The sequence below is a fragment of the Parabacteroides sp. KHUB-01 genome, from assembly GCF_056640935.1.
In genome coordinates this window covers 1145058-1165761 of record NZ_CM153256.1, presented here as the reverse complement: position 1 = coordinate 1165761, position 20704 = coordinate 1145058, and the positions used below count along the sequence as shown (strand labels likewise).

Here is a 20704-nt window from a genome sequence, read left to right as displayed (position 1 = left end):
AAATCAATTAATTATTTAAAGATATGACTAAAGCAGATATCGTAAGCGAAATTTCAAAAAACACTGGAATCGACAAGTCAACAGTGCTAGCAAGCGTTGAATCTTTTATGGAAATTGTAAAAGGTTCTTTGGCAAAAAATGAAAATGTATATTTGAGAGGTTTTGGTAGCTTCATCGTTAAGAAAAGAGCTCAGAAGACTGCTCGTAACATTTCAAAGAACACAACAATTATTATTCCGGAACACAATATTCCTTCATTCAAGCCGGCTAAGACTTTCTTGAACGACGTGAAATAATTGTTGATTTATTACGCAGGCTTTGACTTAATTAAAGATAATAAAGTTAGGGTTTTCGGAATTTCTTAAATAATAAATATTACGTTTAATCTTAAAATTTTAAAGCGATGCCAAGCGGAAAGAAAAGAAAGAGACATAAGATGTCTACTCACAAGCGCAAAAAGAGACTGAAGAAGAATAGACATAAGAAGAAATAAGTTTATTTTTCGAAACAAACGCTCTATAAAGAACAAACTTATAAGAGACCTTTTAAGTTTGTTCTTTGCGTATTTATAAAGGTCTGCAAAAATTTAATAAACACCTTTTTATAGTGGTTAGTGAATTAGTAGTTGATGTACAGTCCCAAGAAGTATCAATCGCTGTATTGGAAGACAAAAAACTGGTTGAGCTACAAAAAGAAGCTCACAATGTCTCTTTTGCAGTGGGCGATATTTATTTAGGCAAGGTTAAGAAACTTATGCCAGGATTAAACGCTGCTTTCATTGATGTAGGTTATAAAAAGGATGCATTTCTTCACTATCAGGACTTAGGTCCTCATTTCAACACCCAGCAAAAGTATCTCAATCAGCTGCTTTCTGACCCTAAGAAAGCTCCCGCTTTCTCAAAACTTCAGATATTGCCGGAAATAGAAAAGGAAGGCAGTATAAGTGATGTTCTCAAAATAGGTCAGGAGATATTGGTGCAGATAGCAAAAGAACCGATTTCCACAAAGGGACCGAGATTGACTTCGGAGTTGTCGTTCGCCGGGAGATATATAGTTTTGATACCATTTTCCGACAAAGTATCAGTTTCGACAAAAATCAAATCCAATGAGGAACGTGCCCGTTTGAGACAGCTCATCCAAAGTATCAAACCGAAGAATTTCAGTGTGATTGTCCGTACTTCGGCAGAAGGAAAGAGAGTTGCGGAATTGGACCACGAGTTGAAAACTCTGGTGAAACGCTGGGAAGAGAATAGCGCAAAAGTAACAAAAAGTAAGTCGCCTGCCATTATTTATGAAGAGACTGCACGAACAGTCGCTTTGCTACGCGACATATTTAACCCTTCCTTTCAGAATATTTTTGTAAACGACAAAGAGGTTTATAATAATGTTCGGGACTATGTTAGTCTGATTGCTCCCGGACGGGAAGAGATTGTACATCTGTACACCGGTGAACTGCCTATCTTTGATAATTTCGCAGTTACCAAACAAATAAAATCCCTCTTTGGGCGTACGGTTACTTATAAAAGTGGGGCTTACTTGATTATTGAGCATACGGAGGCAATGCATGTGATAGATGTCAATAGCGGTAATCGTTCGAAAACCAGCGAGGATCAGGAACAGACAGCTATCGATGTTAATCTTGCCGCTGCGGATGAAATTGCCCGTCAGTTACGTTTGCGTGATATGGGAGGTATCATTGTTATCGACTTTATTGATATGTCGAGCAATACAAATCGCCAGCTGCTTTACGAGCATATGAAGAAGGCAATGGCTAGCGACCGAGCAAAGCATAATATACTTCCTTTGAGTAAGTTTTGCCTGATGCAGATAACTCGCCAGAGAGTTCGTCCGGCAATGGATGTTCAAACCTCTGAAGCTTGTCCTGCTTGTTTTGGAACAGGTTCTGTGAAACCTTCTATTTTGTTTACCGACAGTTTGGAAGGAAAGATTGATTGTTTGGTCAACAAACATCATGTGAAGAAATTTACCTTACACGTACATCCTTATGTTGCAGCTTATGTGAACAAAGGTTTTTTCCCTTTAAGTTGGCAGTGGAAGATGAGATACAGCTACGGCTTGAAGGTGATTCCAAATCAGAGTCTGGCATTCCTCGAATACAAGTTCTATGATGAAGAGAAGAATGAATTAGACATGAAAGAGAAAATGGAATTTAAAGGCTGAAATTTTAATTAGGCTTATACTTGTAATAGAAAACCTCCGGTATAATTGGTCATTCCAATTTATTACCGGAGGTTTTTGTTTAGTTAAATGTTTTTTCCCTAATCAATTTGAATTAATAGGTGATTTTGCAACCGAAGAAATAACTTCTTGGCAATCCAGGACCGTAGATATATCCTGCGTCACGGTCTTTTCCTTTATCAAAGTCGTTCTGATATGAATTGAATATATTCTTCACACCTGCATTAACTTGTAAAGTGACGGTTTTATAAATAGGAATATCATAAGCAACTTTTACACTCATGTCAAGGAAATCCGGAGTTTCATCGTCGCGGTCTACTTCGATATATCCGGCATTGTGCTGCACAAGCATACTTCCTGTGTATGTTCCTGTAAGAGCAAGAGAAAGTCTTTTCACCGGAGTGAATGTAGAAGTCAAATAACCGTAAACATCCGGAGTTCTGAACATTCTTTTCTGAGCTTCCACATTTTCGCTCCACTGTTCAGGTTCTTTGTATCGGCTTCTCTGGATTGTTGCGCCAGCTTGAATCTGCATCCACGAATATGCCATTTTACCTTCCAGGTTTACACCGCCGACTGTTGCACCGGAACCGTTTCTTCTTTCCATGATGATATTGCCTTTGTCGTCAGTTCCAGTCTTTTCAAGAGTGAATACATCTTTAAGGTTTGTATAGAAACCTTCCACAAGGAAGTTCACCTGAACCGGACCGAATCTGTGATAGAAATCAACAGAAGCACTCAAGCTGTTTGATTTCTCTTCTTTAAGATTGTCGGCAAGTTCAATCAAAGCAACATTTCCTCCGACAGCTTCGATATGCAAATCTTCGTCAAAAGCTTGAGGAGCGCGGAAACCGCTTGAATAAGCCAATCTGAAGTTTATATTTTCGCTTGGATTGAATCTTACATTGGCACGCGGGCTGAATATAACGTGATTGATAAGATTATGTTTGTCCAAACGTCCACCAATAAGGAAACTCCATTTCTTGGTTTTCCATTCGTTCTGAGCGAAAAGACTGGCGATGTGGGTTGTCTGGTTCACTTCTCTGTCATAACCAGGCATTCTGTCTTGCAAATCATCATAGCTATATTCCAGACCACCTGTAAATTCTGCTGGCATAAATAAACATTTGTCTGCCGAATAGCTGTATTGTGCTCCCGAAACCAAAGTCATGTCTGTTGTTTGTCCATAAGCATTCAAATCCTGATTCGTTCCGTAATAACTATCACGCTTTGTATGTTGAGCTGAAGTATAGACATTCATTCTGTGCTTGTAGTCTTTTGAGAACAAATCATATTTTAAACCGCCGCCATTGATGTTATGTTCAGTTTGTTCAGCAATATCAGCTTCGTGAGGCGGATTGTCAAACATATTACCGCCGCGGCGAAATTCGTTGATACCGTGATATTCGAAAGTCAGCTTTGAATAATTGCTAGTCTTCAGATAAGAGCGGAAACCGATTGTTTTTGCGTTGATTTTTCCCAGCTCAGAGAAACCGTCGCCATCGTGGTCATAATGTCCGCGCTGTCTGTTCTGTCCGAATACATATAATCCTGCTTTATGGTCGTCAGTAACCAATGATGCGTTAATTGTAGTATTATTGTCTGGTGTTGAACCTCCAACCAAAGTAAGAGAATGTGACAATTGAGCAGAATTTCTCATCGGTTCTTTAGTGATGATATTTATAGTTCCGGCAATTGCAGAAGAACCGAATAATGCAGAACCGCCACCTCGCATCACTTCAACACGCTCAATCATATTTGCCGGAATTTGTTCCAAACCATAAACACCAGTCAAAGCGCTGAAAATAGGACGGCTGTCCATAAGAATCTGAGTGTACGGACCATCAAGACCGTTTATTCTTACTTGCTGGAAACCGCAGTTCTGGCAGTTGTTTTCAACTCGAACTCCAGGCTGGAAATTCAAACCTTCGGCAAGAGAAGTTGCATTTGAAGTTTCGAATACTCGTGCATCCAAAACATTCACCAATGTTGGCGCCATGCGTCTTGTAGTTTCGTTTCTGTTTGCCGAAACAACAACGCCGTCAAGTGAAACAGCATCTTCCTCGATTTCGAAGTTTATTTCAATTGTTTTTCCTTTTTTCAGATTAATGCTTTTTTTCTCTGTCTTATATCCAAGAGATTTTGCAACAATTGTAAATTTCCCTTCGGGAAGATTCTTTAGGAAATAGTGTCCTGTAGCATCTGAAGTTGTTCCTATAGTTGTTCCTTCCAGATATATATTTATGAAGGAAAGATGTTCACCTGATTTCTTGTCAATAATATGACCTACAATATTTGCATCAGATGGATTGAGGTTATAATTCTCGTCGTTGGCAAAAGCTTTTGTGCACAACAATAGCATGCACAAGCATATAGTTAAATTTATAAGCTTATTCATTATAATATATATTGAAGAGGATTTATCCTCTAATTAGATAATAAAGTTGTTTGTGAAAATGCAACCGGGACGATTTTGCACAACTGATTCTTCGTATGAAAAATAAATATGCACTCAGTTTCTATACTACAGATATGTTTGTTTCTCATATTTGTAGCACAGAAATAACGATATTATTATACATACGACAGAGTTCCTATAATCCTATTATATTGATTATAGAATAAAGAAAATGTGCGGAAATTTTAATCTCCGGAGACAAGTATATATTATAATGTATAAGGAGGTGCTCTAAGATTGTTTGAAGTCAAGAAAAACAAATAAGGATGCGAATCGTTTTTCTCAACTATTCTAGTAAGTAGATTAAGGAAACATTGAATATCCGGACTTCCGTTCTGACTGTCCTCAGCATTGATGGTAGATAATGTCTGGAGGAAGATTATTTCAGAAAGAGTCTTATGGTGATGTTCAATATTCTTGAATGGGTGAGAGTGTTTTATTGCAACACCATCTTTAATATGTATATGTGTGAAGAGCATCACACTGCCATAATACCAAGTAAACAGCAGTGAGAAGAGATAAACAATATATTTCTTTCTAAAAGTCTTCACAGCACTTCTTTCTTATGACGCAAAAATAAGGAAAATTTACTTTATGGGAATAGTTTGGATATTATTTTAACAAGAAAAGGTCTGAACCTTGGGTGATTCAGACCTTTATATTATTTATTCATTGTATTTACTGCTTGTCAGAATCAATGTTCTTGATTCTTTGTCTTTCTTAAGTTTAACACCAGAAGGAGACATATAGTTGTTTATGGCAGTTGTATATGTATTACTGTCGTAATAACTGTTAGAAGTTTCAGTTACGTTTTCAACCGGAATAACAAGCAGTCGAAGCGGCTCATCCGGATTATTTTCCAAATGCTTTTCAAACACTCTGGAAATATTCTTGAAATCGTAAGTTCTTCCGTCTGCAGTATAATCTCCGACATAAGAAGTCTGGCTATCTTGGATCTTTCCTGATTCAAAGAAAGTTTTTACTGAATCTTCAGGCAATAACAACAAGCTTTTAGGAACGCTCAAAGCATATTCCCAGTCTTCCTGTGCCAAAGCTGTCATTTTGAATGGAAGGTTGTTAATAATACGTCCTTCAAGTTTATCTTTCAGCTCTGATACTGGAATTTCCAACTTAGTACAAACACCGGCTGGTGTTTTCATATAAGTGTATTCATCATTTGGCTGTAAAAGCTGTTCCAAGTTGCCATTCTTAAGACTGTTAAGCTGAATAACTTCAGTAGTTGAGTTGAAACGCTCATAAGTCGAAATGATAGTATCATTGTTTGTTGCAGAGCTCTTTGTCTTATATCTGTAATAAATAAACAATGATGAACGGTTGATGTTGAGCAAGTTTCCTGTTCCGTAGTTAGTTGTGACATATAATCCCGGGAAGAAATTGTTGAAAGCTTCCTGAGAATTGAATGTCGCCGGATTGTTTACAGATTCATCATAGAATTTCTGCCCTAACTCTTTCGGCATTCTGATTCTTACTTTAGGAACATAATAGTTCTCATCATATTGATCTGTAATATTTCTGATAGAATCAGGAATGGAAACATCATATGCAGTATATGTTTTTGTTCCCAACAAAGTTTTCATATCACAGAACTCCTTCGGGTCAACATTAGTATAATAATTTCTTTCCAGAGGTTTTGTAACCTGAAAAATCTGTGCCTGCATAGGAGCCAGTGAGTCACCAACCCATGATGAATAAGTGATTTGGAAAGCCATTGAGTCAATCTTTTCATCCAAAGGTGTGTGCTGGAACTGATATTCTTCAGGACAATAGAACTGGCAAACGTAGTCGGATTTCAGATTTCCGTATGTCGGGTCATAAAATTCTCCTAACAATGCACTTGATGTTTTTGCATAAATAGAATCCATCAAAACCGTATAGGCTTGTATTTCAATCGTATCTTGAAAAACATTTATCTTGTCTCTGTCGGGCTGAATACTTGGTCCTACCAGACTAATTCCATCATCACAACTGCCGAGGAGCGCAGCTCCCAAAGCAATCCCAAGTGTTAAAAGCTTGACTTTCATGATTCTTATGTGTTATTTAGTTTCCAAAACTGCATCATAGAATTTATTGAACTCATCAATATAAACATCAGGTTTCTGATATGGCAAGAACAATTTCTTCTTTTTAGATGCGATATATTCTGTTAGTTCAGGATGTATTGTTTCGCTTCCCTGAATTACACCATCGGACATGTCGATAGCTAATTTTGTCAAAGCTAAGAAACTTGTGTCAGTTTTTAGCAATTTGACATCAGAATCTTTTGCTCCGTCCATTTTCAGCTTCTTAGCGAAGTTTTCATTGAATGGAGTTTTAAATTCGTCATTGTAAATTGAATAAACAACTTTTGCATTGTTCAAACATGGATCATCTGCATACATACGTTTAATATATAAAGCTGTAAGTGCAGACATCCAACCATGACAATGAATAACGTCAGGAATCCAACGTAGTTTCTTAACTGTTTCCAACACACCGCGGATGTAGAAAATAGAACGTTCGTCATTATCATCATATTCATTTCCTTCATCATCACAGATAGTGTTTTTTCTCTGGAAAAAGTCGTCGTTGTCGATAAAATAAACCTGCATTCTAGCTGCTTGAATAGACGCAACCTTAATGATTAGTGGATGATCAGTATCATCAATAATCAAATTCATACCGGAAAGACGAATTACTTCGTGCAACTGATTGCGGCGTTCGTTAATGTTTCCGAATTTAGGCATGAACGTTCTGATTTCTCTACCACGTTCCTGAATGCCTTGTGGCAATTGGCGGCAAATTGTTGCTATTTCTGATTCTGGTAAGTAAGGTGTTATTTCTTGTGCTATAAATAATACTTTTTTTGCATCCATTCTGTTATTAAGTTTAATTTAAACGCTACAAAGATAAGCAATTTCTTTCATTTAACGTAATTATTTATTTGCTTTGTACCGTCAAAACGCATCTATAAGATGAAAATAGTAAGTAAAATTCAAGATTTAAAGGGTTATTTAGCTCAGGAAAGGTTGAATAACAGAAGAATAGGCTTTGTCCCTACAATGGGTGCCTTGCATGCCGGACACCTTAGTCTGGTTAAACGTTGTGTTGACGAGAATGATATATGTGTAGTCAGTGTTTTTGTCAATCCGACACAGTTTAATGACAAAAAGGATTTGGAAACTTATCCTCGCACATTGGAGAAAGACTGCGAGTTGCTTCAGTCTGCCGGTTGTGATTATGTTTTTGCTCCGTCGGTTGAGGAAATGTATCCGGAACCAGACACTCGCGTGTTTGATTTTGGCAAAGTGATGCAGGTGATGGAAGGAGCACGTCGTCCTGGACACTTCAATGGTGTTGCTCAGGTTGTGAGCAAATTGTTCTATATTGTTGAGCCGGATAATGCTTATTTCGGTGAAAAAGATTTCCAGCAGATTGCTGTTATCCGTGCGATGGTTAAGCAACTTGGATTGTCTGTTAAAATCAATGATTGTCCTATCCTCCGTGAGGCTGATGGATTGGCAATGAGTAGCAGAAATACAAGATTGACACCTGAACTGCGTCAAAAAGCTCCACTTATTGCCCGTACATTAAAAGAAAGTACTAACTTTGCACCCGCAAAAGGTGTTCAGGAGGTAATTGATTATGTAGTTAACACCATCAATCAAGAACCGGATATGGAAGTTGAGTATTTCGAAATTGTAGATGGAAATACATTGGAGTCAATAAAGGACTGGAAAGATACTGACTATCCTGTTGGCTGCATAACAGTGTATTGTGGAGAGGTTCGTCTGATTGATAATATTAAATATTGATGATGGTTTCACATCAATAGCTGTTGTGTCTGTAATCTGAACAAGGACATTGCGGTTATATATAAAATCTGCGAATTAAAATAATAATATAGCATGTTTATTGAAGTAGTTAAATCAAAAATTCACCGTGTAACGGTTACTGAAGCTAATCTGAATTATATCGGCAGTATAACTATTGATGCCGATTTATTGGAAGCGGCAAATCTTATTCCTAATGAAAAGGTTTCAATTGTAAACAATAATAATGGTGAACGCTTTGAAACTTATATTATCAAAGGTGAACCGGGTTCAGGAGTGATTTGTCTGAACGGTGCGGCTGCCCGAAAAGCTCAGCCTGGCGATATCATAATTATCATGTCATATGCAATGATGGATTTTGAAGAAGCCAAAACATTCAAGCCTGCGGTTGTATTTCCTGATACTGCTACTAATAAATTAGTTAAGTAAACTATTTTTTGCAGATAGTTTCCCAAAGAGCAGGATAGACTTGTTTTCCGTATCAAGCTATCCTGCTCTTTGCTGTTATTAGCGATATTTATATATTTAATGAAAATTGGGTGTATATGTTTTCTGCGAAAAATACATCCGAACCCACGTTCACGTCGGTCCGTATATATTTTGATTTAGGTCCGGCCCCAAATTGACGTACGTCCGTATATATTTTCAAGTGGAAAAGATAAGGTTTTATATTCATGTTTTATGGATAAAATATGGACTCCGTCACTCTTATATTGCATCGACAAATTAAATAGAATGATTATATGGTTTCAGATAGTGGAGTAATAACAAACAGACAGATTTGGAATATCAGTTATCCTATTTTTTTCGGCTTGCTTGCCCAGAATATTATCAATGTTACTGATACTGCATTCCTGGGCAGAGTGGGCGAGGTTGAACTTGGAGCCTCAGCCATGGGCGGCTTGTATTATATTTGTATTTTCACCATAGCTTTTGGTTTCAGCACAGGTTCGCAAATCCTTATAGCACGAAGGAACGGGGAGAAGAATTATGCAGAAGTCGGTCCTGTCATGAATCAGGGCTGTGCTTTTTTGCTTGTTATGGCAGCTCTCCTGTTTGGTTTATCTTTGCTGTTTGCGGGAGATATAATGCGAATGTTGATTTCTTCTGATGATATATGGAATGCCACAGTAAGATTCTTGAACTGGCGTGTAATTGGATTTTTCTTTGTTTTCCTTGGAGTGATGTTCAGAGCATTCTTTGTTGGTATAACACGAACCAAAGTCCTGACACTGAACGCAATTGTCATGGCAATAACAAACATAGTGCTGGATTATCTGTTGATATTCGGAAAATTCGGATTCCCAAAATTAGGGCTGGAAGGAGCAGCAATCGCATCTGTCATTGCTGAGGCTGTATCTATATTGTTCTATTTCATTTACACGCGCTTGACAGTTGATTCCGAAAAATATGGTCTGACGCGTTTCCGCTCTTTTGATGTAGACTTGCTGAAACGAGTGCTCAATATTTCTATTTTCACAATGTTGCAATATTTCATATCATTGTCAACATATTTCATCCTGTTTATTGCAGTGGAACATTTGGGACAAAGGTCGCTTGCGGTGGCAAATATTGTGAGAAGTCTTTATGTTATGATGCTTATTCCTATAAATGCTTTAGCAATGACAACCAATACATTGGTAAGTAATTGTCTGGGTGCTAACCGTGCTGACAATGTTCTTCCGGTAATCAAGCATATAACATATTTGTCTGTCGGTGTCACGGTTGTTTTCGTTGGAGTTTTGTGTTTGTTCCCAAAGGCAGTTCTGTCCATATACACCAATGATATGGAGCTAATCGAAGCATCGGTTTCCACTTTCTTTATAGTGGCGCTGGCTATGCCAATAGCTGCAATGGCTAATATCGTATTCAATGGATTGATTGGAACGGGAAACACTCAGGTCGCATTTATTATTGAAGTGGTGACATTGGTTTTCTATACCTTGTTTATTTTCGTTGCAGCATTCAGGATGAAACTTCCGGTTTCATTATGTTTCCTTACTGAGACAATATATTATGTGGGATTATTCCTGTTCAGTATTATATATTTGCTTAAAGGAAACTGGAGGAATAAGGTTCTATAATTGTAATAATTATTTGGATAAAATAAACCCCGGCAATTCATTATGTAGAATTGTCGGGGTTTGATATTTTAGATTTATCTGATATTACTTAAGAACACCGGCAGAAGGTGGAGGAGTTGCAGTTCCCCAAGCCTTGTTTGCCTTCGGTCCCATTTCCAGTTCCAAAACACCACCATTGGCGATATCTGAGTGGTTGAACCAAGGCTGGTTCAATTCTTTTCCATTCAGGCGGGCAGACTGGATATATTTGTTTTCTTTGGAAGCATTGTTAGCCTTAATCTCAAAGATTTTGCCATTGCCCAAATCCATCTTCACGTCAGTAAATACCGGACTACCGATATTGTATGTCGGTGAACCTGGAGTTACAGGATAGAATCCCATCTGGCTGAATGCAACGAAAGCAGACATACCACCGCCATCTTCATCACCCGGAACGCCCATCAAGTCGTTACGGAACCACATATCAAGCAATGTTCTGATTCTTTTCTGTGTCATCCAAGGTTTGCCAGCATAATTGTAAAGATATGGAATATGCAAACTTGGCTCGTTAGCCATTGAGAACATACCAACATTTCCTGTATGGTCAGGCAAGAATGAATAGAACTGCCACTTCGACATACCAAGCGGAGTGTTGAACATTTCGTCCAATGCAGAAGTGAACTTGTCGTTTCCACCAACCAACTGAATCAAGTCAGCAATGTTGTGCTGAACATCCCAACGATAGATATATCCGTTGTTCTCACCGTAATAGTCGCGTGCTCCCAATCCTCCGTCATAACGGTAATCAAGCGGAGTGATGAATTTTCCGTCTTTATCTTTCGGATGGAAGAATCCAGTTTCAGGGTTGAATACGTTTCTGTAATTATATGAGCATTTCAGATAATGAGCAGCCTCGTCTTCCTTGTTCAATTCTTTGGCAATTTGAGACAGACACCACTGGTCGTATGAAGTACCCAAAGTAACAGCAATCGGCTGACGTTTTTCCCACATAGAAACATTCTCTACTGTTTCCTTTTCACCCGGACGAAGAGCCGGAATATATCCGTGTTCTTTATAGAAGTTGTCCAACCATCCGGCAGGTTTTGCAGACCAAGGAATAAGAGTCTTTTCCTCAATTGCAGCTTTACAAGCAGCATAAGCTTTTTCCAAGTCAAATGAACGCAATCCCTTCTTGTATGCATCGATTACTGTTGCTACACCGTGGTTGGAGTTCATACGTCTTGTGTCGCCTGTCACTTCAGGGAATGTAGGCATCCAGTTGTTACCCATTTGCTCTGCCATCAGCAGATATGAGTTGATAATGTTTCCTTCAACTTCGTTTTCGATAAGAACGCGAAGTGGGTGAGTGGCACGGTATGTATCCCAAATCCAGTCGTCAGTATAGAAAGCACGGCCGCCGTCTTCGTGGATTTTACCGTCGAAAGCACTATAATATCTTCCATCCTCGCTCATACAGATAGGACGTTCATAACATCTGTATAATGAAGTATAGAACACAGTTTTGTCGTCCTCGCTGCCACCTTGAATCTTGATTTTACCAAGAGTTTCATTCCATACAGCCTTTCCGGCTTCTGCAACGGCATTTACATCATAAGTCTTGATTTCACGTTCAAGATTCTTTTTAGCCTGGTCTGTGTCAATGAAAGAAATACCATATCTTACATGAACACTACCGTTCATATTGCCGAACGACATCACAACAGCTGCATTCTCGCCTTCAGCTTTCTGGCTGTTATAGTCAACAGCCGAAGCACTGAGTATTCCTGATTTCTCCGGAGTTTTATCTACTTCAGCGAAGAAATAGATTTTAGTATTCTTGTCGATATATTGGAAACCTTGCACAGTGTTGCCGTTTACATTCATTTCACCTTTACGGCTGTTGAATATAAGATAAGTAGGCTTCTGTTCGTCGAACGAAAGGTTGTAGATTGCACTCTGATGTGACGGTGCATATTCCACGTTAGCTTCCAACTCGTCAAGATAAACCTGATAGTGATAAGGTTTGATGCTTTCTCTGTCGTAGCTCAGAGCAACAACAGGCTGCAATCCTTTTTCGTCTCCCTGGAAAGGTGAGATGTTGAATGCCGAGCGTTCACGATGGTTCGTAACAATCACAGGCAGGCCACCGAGGCGGTCTGCTGTGAAGTCTGCTCTTTCAGGATATGCACGCAGCATACTGTTAGGCAGATGAACTGTTGGGAAAGTCGGAACCAGCAAGTGGCTGATATTTCCCATATATGGATTTACATATTCGACAGGCGACAGGCTTTGCTCATTGTTCACACTTGTCTGAGAGCAAGAGGCAAGCAAGAACGCAGAAGCCATCAGAGCCAAAGCCGATTTTACTGTTTTATGCATAATAATTAGTTTATACGGTTATTATTCACTCTTTGGACGGTCTTCCGGAGCAGCACCAAATTCTTTGTTTGGAGTGTTGCCCATTACAAATGTCAGATTACCGCCTTTCATCACATCTTCGTATGTGATATATGATTTTGTATAAGGCTGTCCGTTCAATGTAGCAGACTGGATATAGATGTTTTCGTTGCTGTTGTTCTGTGCCACAACTTCGAAAGTCTTTCCACCAGGCAAATTGATGCTTACTTTTTCGAATGAAGGACTACCGAATACCAAAACTCCATTTGAAGGATTCACCTGATAGAAACCTAAAGCAGACATAACATGCCAAGCAGACATCTGACCGCAGTCTTCGTTGCCGATTACACCTTCCGGTTTGTCTGTATAGAAATTAGACTGAATCCAGCGAACTTTCTCAGCTGTTTTCCACTGTTCTCCGGCATACGGATACATATAAGCTACATGGTGGCTAGGTTCGTTTCCGTGAGCGTACATACCAATCAAACCACTGATATCGCTTGATGCACCTTCACCCATATCACCTTCAGCAACGAACAAAGAGTCCATTTTAGCAATGAAAGCAGCATCGCCACCCATCAGCTCGATAAGTCCTTCAGGATTCTGAGGAACAAAGAATGTATAATGCCAACCGTTTCCTTCGCAGAAATCACCAACTCCGTGGATTGAACGGAATGGGTCATAAGGAGTTCTCCATGAACCGTCATTCATTTTAGGACGGATGAAGTTAATGTCTTTGTCAAAATACTGTTCGTAATAATGGCCACGTTTGCTATATTCCTTATAGTCGTCTTCTTTACCCATTTTCTTGGCAACTCTTGCAATTCCCCAGTCACCAACTGCATATTCCATAGCAATAGAAGTTGCTTCGTGAACCTTGTCGCAAGGGATATAACCTTTCTCCAATACATAAGGAACACCTTTCTGCTTTTCATATGTTGCAGAGCTAGTCATAGCTTTGTATGCTCTTTCTGCATCAAAACCAGTGAAGCCTTTCATATAAGCATCAGCAATAATAGGAATTGCACTATATCCAGGCATACATTCAGTTTCGCCACCAACCAATGGCCAGATTGGCAATTTGCCCTGCTGGTCGAAAATGCTCAAGTAAGAATTTACCATATCAGGCACCATTTCAGGCTCGATGATAGTAAACAAAGGATTCAATGTGCGGTAAGTATCCCACAATGAGAAAGTAGAATAATTTGTCCAATTGTTGTTGCTGTAAACTTTATCGTCATGACCGCGGAATTCACCGTTGACATCACAATAAAGAGTAGGAGCGATGAACATGTGATACATTGAAGTATAGAAAATCTTCTTTGCACGTTCGTCATTTGATTCAACATTAATAACAGCAAGACGGTCATTCCATTTATCAACAGCAGCCTGATGAACTTTTTCGAAATCCCAGTCTGCAAGTTCAGCATTCAAGTTTGCCAAAGCATTTTCGCAGCTAACAGAAGAAATAGCAAGTTTCACCTGTACTTTTTCCGGAGCATCTTCCTTGAATGTAATGACTGCTTTTACAGATTCGCCTTTCAATTCATTTTCGCCAGCAGCAGTGTCATCATTGAAAACCTGAACAGAAGCGATTGGCTGTTCTGATTTCATAACGAAATAAACCTTATGCTGCGGACTCCATCCTTTTGAGAAACGATAACCTTCAACTGTATTATCGTCAACTTTCTTCAGATAAGTTTCGTAAGCTTTGTCGCCATTCCCTTCTTTCAAATTGATAAGAAGTCTTTTTTCGCCTTGAGGATAAGTATATCTGTGGATAGCAGCACGTTCTGTTGCAGTAAGTTCCACTTTCACACCATTATCCATCAACAATGAATAATATCCTGGGGAAACAGATTCATTCTTGTGGCTGTAGTATGAAGATGCAGCACCTTCAATGTTGTCCTGTTCACCGCGTGCAGTACGAACTTCACCTGTATATGGCATCATCAGGATATCACCCAAATCAGCACAACCAGTTCCACTCAAGTGTGTGTGGCTGAAACCAATGATTACACTGTCAGTGTAATGGTAACCGGAACACCAGTCCCAACCTTTATGTATGTTCTGCGGACCAGCCTGAATCATACCAAAAGGAACGCTTGCACCCACGAATACATGGCCATGATCGCCAGTACCAATGTATGGGTCAACATAAGAAACGTAATCAATAACCTTTTTCTCTTCTGCCTTGTTTGTAGGAGCACAAGAAAATGCAAAAAATGCCAGACCAGCTGCGCCTGACATCATAATTTTCTGTACAAAATTCATGATATTTATATTTATGTGTTCTTCGTTTTTGTCAACTTTTGCAAGTTTACGAATTATAGGAGTCATAGGAGTTAAATGCCAAACTGTGACTAAATCCGGACATTTAACAACCTGTAACTCCTATAACTCACTGGAAGTTATATAATCAAAACTTCACTTTTTATTTTTTCTCGTCTTTTGAGAATGAGTAAGGGTAATCAGATTCCTGAGTTCCTCTCTGTTTGTTAGGTTCGCTACCCATTTTGATATTGATAACTCCACCCTTCATCATTTCATTGTGGTCAAGATAATTCTTAGTATAGTTCTGACCATTGAATGTCATAGACTGGATATAGATGTTTTCGTCGCTGTTTTCAGGAGCGTTGATAACAAGATTCTTTCCGTTTTCGAAATGAATAGTTGCTTTTTTGAACAATGGAGCACCAAGAACATACTGAGTTGTTCCAGGACAAACAGGATAGAATCCCAATGCTGAGAATACATACCAAGCAGATGTCTGACCATTGTCCTCGTCACCGCAATATCCGTCAGGACCCGGAGTGTACATACGGTTCATAACCTGACGCAACCAGTACTGAGCTTTCCAAGGTTCTCCTGCATAGTTATACATGTAAATCATATGCTGGATTGGCTGGTTACCGTGTGCATAGTTACCCATGTTCATAACCGTCATCTCACGGATTTCGTGGATCACCTGTCCATAGTAGCTTTCATCGAAGATTGGTGGAACAGCAAATACTGAGTCAAGCATAGTGACGAAGTTTTCTCTACCGCCCATCAAATCAATCAATCCCTGAGGATCGTGGAATACTGACCAAGAATAGTGCCAGCTGTTACCTTCAGTGAAAGCGTCACCCCATTTAAGAGGAGAGAATGGAGCCATAAATTCACCGTTCTCGTTCTTGCCTCTCATAAGATTTGTTTCCTTGTCGAACAGGTTCTTATAGTTCATCGCGCGTTTTGCATAAAGATTGATTTCCTTTTTCGGACGTTTCAATTCTTTAGCAATCTTGTAGATACACCAGTCGTCGTAAGCATATTCCAAAGTACGTGCCGCATTTTCGTTGATTTTAACATCATAAGGCACATAGCCAAGTTTGTTGTAATATTCGTGTCCAAGGCGGCCTGTTGAAGAAACTTTAGGATGAACATTCTCTGTACCATGAATCAATCCTTCGTAAAGAGTTTTCAGGTCGTCAACCTTTACACCTTTCATATAAGCATCAACCAAAACAGAAGCAGAGTTGTTACCAATCATACAACCTCTGTGGCCCGGACTTGCCCATTCTGGGAAGAATCCGCTTTCTTTATATGTGTTGATAAGACCTTCCTGGATTTCCTTGTTGACAGAAGGATACATCATATTCAGGAATGGGAACAAACAACGGAATGTATCCCAGAAACCAGTATCAGTGTACATAAAGCCAGGAAGAACCTGTCCGTTGTACGGGCTGTAGTGAACCGGATTTCCGTTAGCATCAATTTCATAGAATTTGCGTGGGAAAAGCAATGAGCGGTACATACAAGAGTAGAATGTACGATACTGGTCAAGATTTCCGCCATCAACTTCTATTTTGCTTAATACTTTGTTCCAAGCCTCTTTACCTTTCTGCTTGATAGTTTCAAAACTATCATTGCCAAGTTCCTTAAGGTTCAGTTCTGCCTGTTCATAGCTGATGAATGAAGAAGCGATTCTAGCATGAACCAATTCGCCTTTCTTAGTTTTGAAACCAATGATAGCACCGGCATGGTTAGCTTCCTGTTCATTCTTGTTCTCAGTAACTTTTCCGTTGTCAACAGTTGCCTTATAAGTGAAAGGTTTGTCAAATTTAATAACGAAATAGTTCTTGAAATTATCAGGAACGCCACCGCTGTTCTTTGTAGTATAACCGATGATTTTATTTTCTTCCGGAACAATTTTTACATATGAACCTTTGTCAAACGGGTCAACAACAACATATGAATTGTCGTTTTCCGGGAAAGTGAAGCGGAACATTACGGCACGTTCAGTCGGTGTGAATTCTGTAACAATGTCGTGCTCTGCAAGATAAACCTTATAGTAGTATGGTTTAGCCTCTTCACCTTTGTGTGAGAACCAGCTTGCACGCTTCTGCATGTCAAACTCAGGTTTACCAACAATTGGCATAATTGAGAACTGACCGTAGTCATTAATCCACGGGCTTGGCTGGTGAGTCTGTTTGAAACCGTTGATTTTTGTTGCTGTGTACTGATACATCCATCCGTCGCCCATTTTTCCTGTCTGAGGTGACCAGAAGTTCATACCCCAAGGACGGGCAATTGCAGGATAAGTGTTTCCCGTAGATAGTTCGAACGTTGATTCTGTACCCACTAATGGGTTAACATAATTAACCGGGTCAAAAGCTTCGTTAGCACTTGCTGAAAACGTCTGAGCAGAGAAGCTCATGGTTGCAGCTAAAGCTAATGCCCATAAACTTTTTTTATTCATGAAATAGATTTATTTTAAGAATGATTATTTGTTTATTCTTTTTGCCTAGGCAAATATAGTGATTTAGATTAGATTTTTTAATATTTTGTGCCTGTGTGTGTTAAAGTTTATATGTTTTTAAGTTTTATCTCTGTCTGATTATTAGTCTGCCGTTAATAATTTAAGTTTCGCAAGCTCAACTTACAGGTGACGAGTTGACAAGGTATTCAAATTTTTATTCGTGAAATTACAGGTGTTCTGACCTTGTCAACTTGTATCTGAAGCCTTGTTAACTTTTAAGTTGAGTAACTTGCGAAACTTGAATTCTCTTTATTCAATATTGTTTATCTGATAATTTATCTCTTAAATAAGCAATCCTGCTGCCACTTCTTCTGCAACAGCTTCGCCTTTGATTGCAGCTACCAGAGCCAGAGCAAAGTTGAATACGAAGCCCGGACCTTTTCCTGTTATCACATTTCCGTCTGTAACAGCTGGTTCGCCTGTAACCTCCGCACCAATCAATGTAGGTTCAAAGCTAGGATAACATGTAGCCTTCTTTCCTTTAAGCAATCCAAGACCACCCAAAACCAGCGGAGCAGCGCATATAGCCGCAACAATGCGGTTCTCTCGAAATTGCTGCAACAATGCTTCTTTAAGAGGTTCGCATTCGTTAAGGTTCTTAGAACCCGGCATACCTCCAGGTAATATCAGAGCATCAGCTCCGTCAAAGCTAGCTTCATTAAAGCAAATATCAGCCATAACTGGAATATTATGCGCACCTTTCACACATTTCTCATTGTTAATGGATACAGTTGTAGCTTCGATGCCTGCGCGGCGCAATACATCCACTGTTCCCAAGGCTTCAGTTTCCTCGAAACCCTCTGCCAAGAATACGAATGCTTTTTTCATGTTATTTCAATTTGTATAAGTAAGTAATAGTTCCGCTCTGATTATTCGCACCGCTGATGCTGTTGAACTTAGCACGGCGTGCGGCGTCGAGCGCGCTTTTTCTCATGGATGCGTTGTCGATATTTGTTCCACGTCCGATGCTTGCCGAGATGACATCACCTTTCGGGTTGACAGTAATATCTATGACGATGCGTCCTTCTTCCTGAATAGTATATGCCGGACGAGGAAGACCACCGGCACCGATGGAACGTCCGTTAAGGTTGAATGAGCCATAACCGCCCACACCTTCATTTGCTCCATGGTCGCTGTTGCCGAACGGACTGCCCTGGTTTCCGCTGCCTTCACCAGCGTCGCCCTGGTTGTTGCCTTCAGCCGAACCGATACCGAAAGCACCTGCAATCTTGTCTTTGATTGCCTGTTCCTTCTTGCGCTGCTCTTCAGCTTTGCGCTTTTTCTCGGCTTCAATCTGGCGCTGGCGTTCTTTTTCTTCTTCTATTCTGCGTTTCTCTTCCTCTTCTTTCTTTTTCTTTTCTTCTTTCTTCTTTTTCTCCTCATTCAGAGAAACGCTTTCTTCCAGGTCTTGAGTGACAAGTTCTTCCTTCACTTCCTCAACCGGCTTTGCAGCAGGTGGAGGAGTGGTAGTAGTTTCCTGAGGCAATTCCTGACCGGTATATTTCGGTTCGAAAGTGCCTGCCGAAGCATCCACGTTTCCGAAGTTCACCAAAATACCTCCATCATCTTCCGGAATTTCCGCTTTCAGCACTGTCATCCAAAGGACAAGGAATATAATAGCATGAAAAATCAGCGAACCAGTCAAGCCATATATGTCATCTTTATTTAATTTCATAATTGGACACTGTGTTTATCTTAATTCCTCTGTGGTCTTGTTGCCAGCACCATTTTGAATTTATTCTCGTTTGCTATGTTCAGAATCTTAACGATTTCCTTATATGGAACAGTTTCGTCTGCATATAAAGCAACGAACATTTCCGGTTCCTTATTGTAGCAGTCCTGCAGGAACGGTGTTATTTCCTCATAAGTGACCTGTATCTCTTTTTGCTTACCGAATGCAACATAATAGTTAAGCGAAGCATCGATAGTTACTCTTGTCAGAGGCTTTGCTGCTGTCTGCTGCTTTGCCTGAGGAAGAGTCACTTTGATAGCATTCGGGATAACAACTGTTGAGGTAACCATAAAGAAGATAAGCAACAGGAATATAACGTCAGTCATGGAAGCCATGCTGAACGATTCGTTTACTTTTGTTCTTCTTTTTAAAGCCATAATTTTAGTTTTTTAGGTGACCAGTTGATAAGTCATAAGTTGACAAGGAATATATACTTGTTTCTGTAACCTTGTTCACTTGTATCTGTATCCTTGTCCCCTTGAATTAATTAGCAGGTTCATTTAACAAGTCCATGAACTCCATAGTGCGAGCTTCCATCTTGTTCACCACGTTGTCCACCTGTGATACCAGATAGTTGTAAGCAAACAATGCGATGATACCAACCACCAGACCACCAACAGTAGTAACCAGCGCTTCATAGATACCGCCTGAAAGCAATGACACGTCAACATTTGTACCAGCATTAGCCATGTCGAAGAACGCACGCACCATACCTGTAACAGTTCCAAGGAAACCAAGCATAGGCGCACCTGCAGCAGTTGTAGCAATCAATGGGAAACCTTTTTCCAGTTTCGCAATTTCAAGGTTACCCACGTTTTCGATGGCAACCAACACATCGTTCATCGGTCTGCCCAGGCGAGTAATACCTTTCTCAATCATTCTTGCAGACGGAGTGTTTGTTGTACGGCAAAGATTAAGAGCCGAATCAACTTTTCCGTCATGTATATAATCTTTGATTCTGTTCATGAAATTCTCATCTTCACGTCCGGCACGGCGGATAACCATCAGGCGCTGAATGAAAATGTAGATAGCCATCAGCGACAGAAGTAAAAGAACAATCATAATCCATCCGCCTTTGAACGCAAGGTCGATGATGTTAAGTTCTGCTTCCGTTGCCAACGGAGTTGTTGTAACTGCAGATGTCAAATCCGGCATTTGGTCAGCTGCATTCTGTTGTGCGGCTGCCATAATTGATAGTAGGAAATTCATTTTTCTGTATATTTA

At 39.7% G+C, this 20704-nt stretch carries 16 protein-coding genes; 5 read left to right on the top strand and 11 right to left on the bottom strand.

Annotation, left to right across the window (positions count from 1 at the left end):
- The first annotated feature begins 23 nt into the window (after window positions 1-23).
- Window positions 24-296 (top strand): HU family DNA-binding protein, encoded by a 273-nt coding sequence (locus ACYIAR_RS05255; RefSeq protein WP_480332595.1) that lies wholly within the window; start codon window positions 24-26, stop codon window positions 294-296.
- Between the two features lie 310 nt (window positions 297-606).
- A complete protein-coding gene (locus ACYIAR_RS05250; protein ID WP_480332593.1) occupies window positions 607-2181 on the top strand; it encodes an Rne/Rng family ribonuclease in 1575 nt (524 codons plus the stop codon).
- Window positions 2182-2293: 112 nt separating this feature from the next.
- Here ACYIAR_RS05250 and ACYIAR_RS05245 read toward each other — a convergent pair whose 3' ends face one another.
- From ACYIAR_RS05245 to ACYIAR_RS05230, 4 genes are all read right to left on the bottom strand, one after another.
- Complete coding sequence (locus ACYIAR_RS05245; RefSeq protein ID WP_480332591.1) at window positions 2294-4597, bottom strand: TonB-dependent receptor; 2304 nt, start codon at window positions 4595-4597, stop codon at window positions 2294-2296.
- Window positions 4598-4866: 269 nt separating this feature from the next.
- Window positions 4867-5208: a hypothetical protein gene (locus ACYIAR_RS05240; RefSeq protein WP_480332589.1), complete on the bottom strand. Its 342-nt coding sequence runs from the start codon at window positions 5206-5208 to the stop codon at window positions 4867-4869.
- A gap of 114 nt (window positions 5209-5322) precedes the next feature.
- Window positions 5323-6699, bottom strand: a complete 1377-nt coding sequence (locus tag ACYIAR_RS05235) for a DUF4270 domain-containing protein (RefSeq protein ID WP_480332587.1) — start codon at window positions 6697-6699, stop codon at window positions 5323-5325.
- A 12-nt stretch (window positions 6700-6711) separates the two neighbouring features.
- Window positions 6712-7530 carry a glycogen/starch synthase gene (locus tag ACYIAR_RS05230; protein WP_480332585.1) on the bottom strand — a complete coding sequence of 273 codons (819 nt, stop codon included), beginning with the start codon at window positions 7528-7530 and terminating at the stop codon, window positions 6712-6714.
- A gap of 99 nt (window positions 7531-7629) precedes the next feature.
- On the opposite strand from ACYIAR_RS05230, the gene panC reads away from it, so the two are divergent.
- From panC to ACYIAR_RS05215, 3 genes are all read left to right on the top strand, one after another.
- Entirely contained in the window at window positions 7630-8469 is an 840-nt protein-coding gene (gene panC / locus ACYIAR_RS05225; RefSeq protein WP_480332583.1) for a pantoate--beta-alanine ligase, read from the top strand.
- A 93-nt stretch (window positions 8470-8562) separates the two neighbouring features.
- The gene (gene panD, locus ACYIAR_RS05220) at window positions 8563-8916 is read left to right on the top strand and encodes an aspartate 1-decarboxylase (protein WP_480332582.1); all 354 of its coding nucleotides are present in this window, start codon (window positions 8563-8565) and stop codon (window positions 8914-8916) included.
- 314 nt (window positions 8917-9230) lie between these two features.
- Complete coding sequence (locus tag ACYIAR_RS05215) at window positions 9231-10571, top strand: MATE family efflux transporter (RefSeq protein ID WP_480332580.1); 1341 nt, start codon at window positions 9231-9233, stop codon at window positions 10569-10571.
- 84 nt (window positions 10572-10655) lie between these two features.
- On the opposite strand, the gene ACYIAR_RS05210 is transcribed toward ACYIAR_RS05215, so the two are convergent.
- From ACYIAR_RS05210 to ACYIAR_RS05180, 7 genes are all read right to left on the bottom strand, one after another.
- Complete coding sequence (locus ACYIAR_RS05210) at window positions 10656-12929, bottom strand: GH92 family glycosyl hydrolase (RefSeq protein ID WP_480332578.1); 2274 nt, start codon at window positions 12927-12929, stop codon at window positions 10656-10658.
- Between the two features lie 21 nt (window positions 12930-12950).
- On the bottom strand, window positions 12951-15221 hold the full coding sequence (locus ACYIAR_RS05205; protein WP_480332576.1) for a GH92 family glycosyl hydrolase: 2271 nt from the start codon (window positions 15219-15221) through the stop codon (window positions 12951-12953).
- A 160-nt stretch (window positions 15222-15381) separates the two neighbouring features.
- The gene (locus ACYIAR_RS05200; RefSeq protein ID WP_480332574.1) at window positions 15382-17688 is read right to left on the bottom strand and encodes a GH92 family glycosyl hydrolase; all 2307 of its coding nucleotides are present in this window, start codon (window positions 17686-17688) and stop codon (window positions 15382-15384) included.
- Between the two features lie 342 nt (window positions 17689-18030).
- Window positions 18031-18576 (bottom strand): DJ-1 family glyoxalase III, encoded by a 546-nt coding sequence (locus tag ACYIAR_RS05195; protein WP_480332572.1) that lies wholly within the window; start codon window positions 18574-18576, stop codon window positions 18031-18033.
- A gap of 1 nt (window position 18577) precedes the next feature.
- Window positions 18578-19423, bottom strand: a complete 846-nt coding sequence (locus ACYIAR_RS05190) for an energy transducer TonB family protein (protein WP_480332570.1) — start codon at window positions 19421-19423, stop codon at window positions 18578-18580.
- Between the two features lie 20 nt (window positions 19424-19443).
- A complete protein-coding gene (locus ACYIAR_RS05185) occupies window positions 19444-19857 on the bottom strand; it encodes an ExbD/TolR family protein (protein WP_480332568.1) in 414 nt (137 codons plus the stop codon).
- A gap of 106 nt (window positions 19858-19963) precedes the next feature.
- Window positions 19964-20689 carry a MotA/TolQ/ExbB proton channel family protein gene (locus ACYIAR_RS05180; protein WP_480332566.1) on the bottom strand — a complete coding sequence of 242 codons (726 nt, stop codon included), beginning with the start codon at window positions 20687-20689 and terminating at the stop codon, window positions 19964-19966.
- Window positions 20690-20704 lie beyond the last annotated feature (15 nt).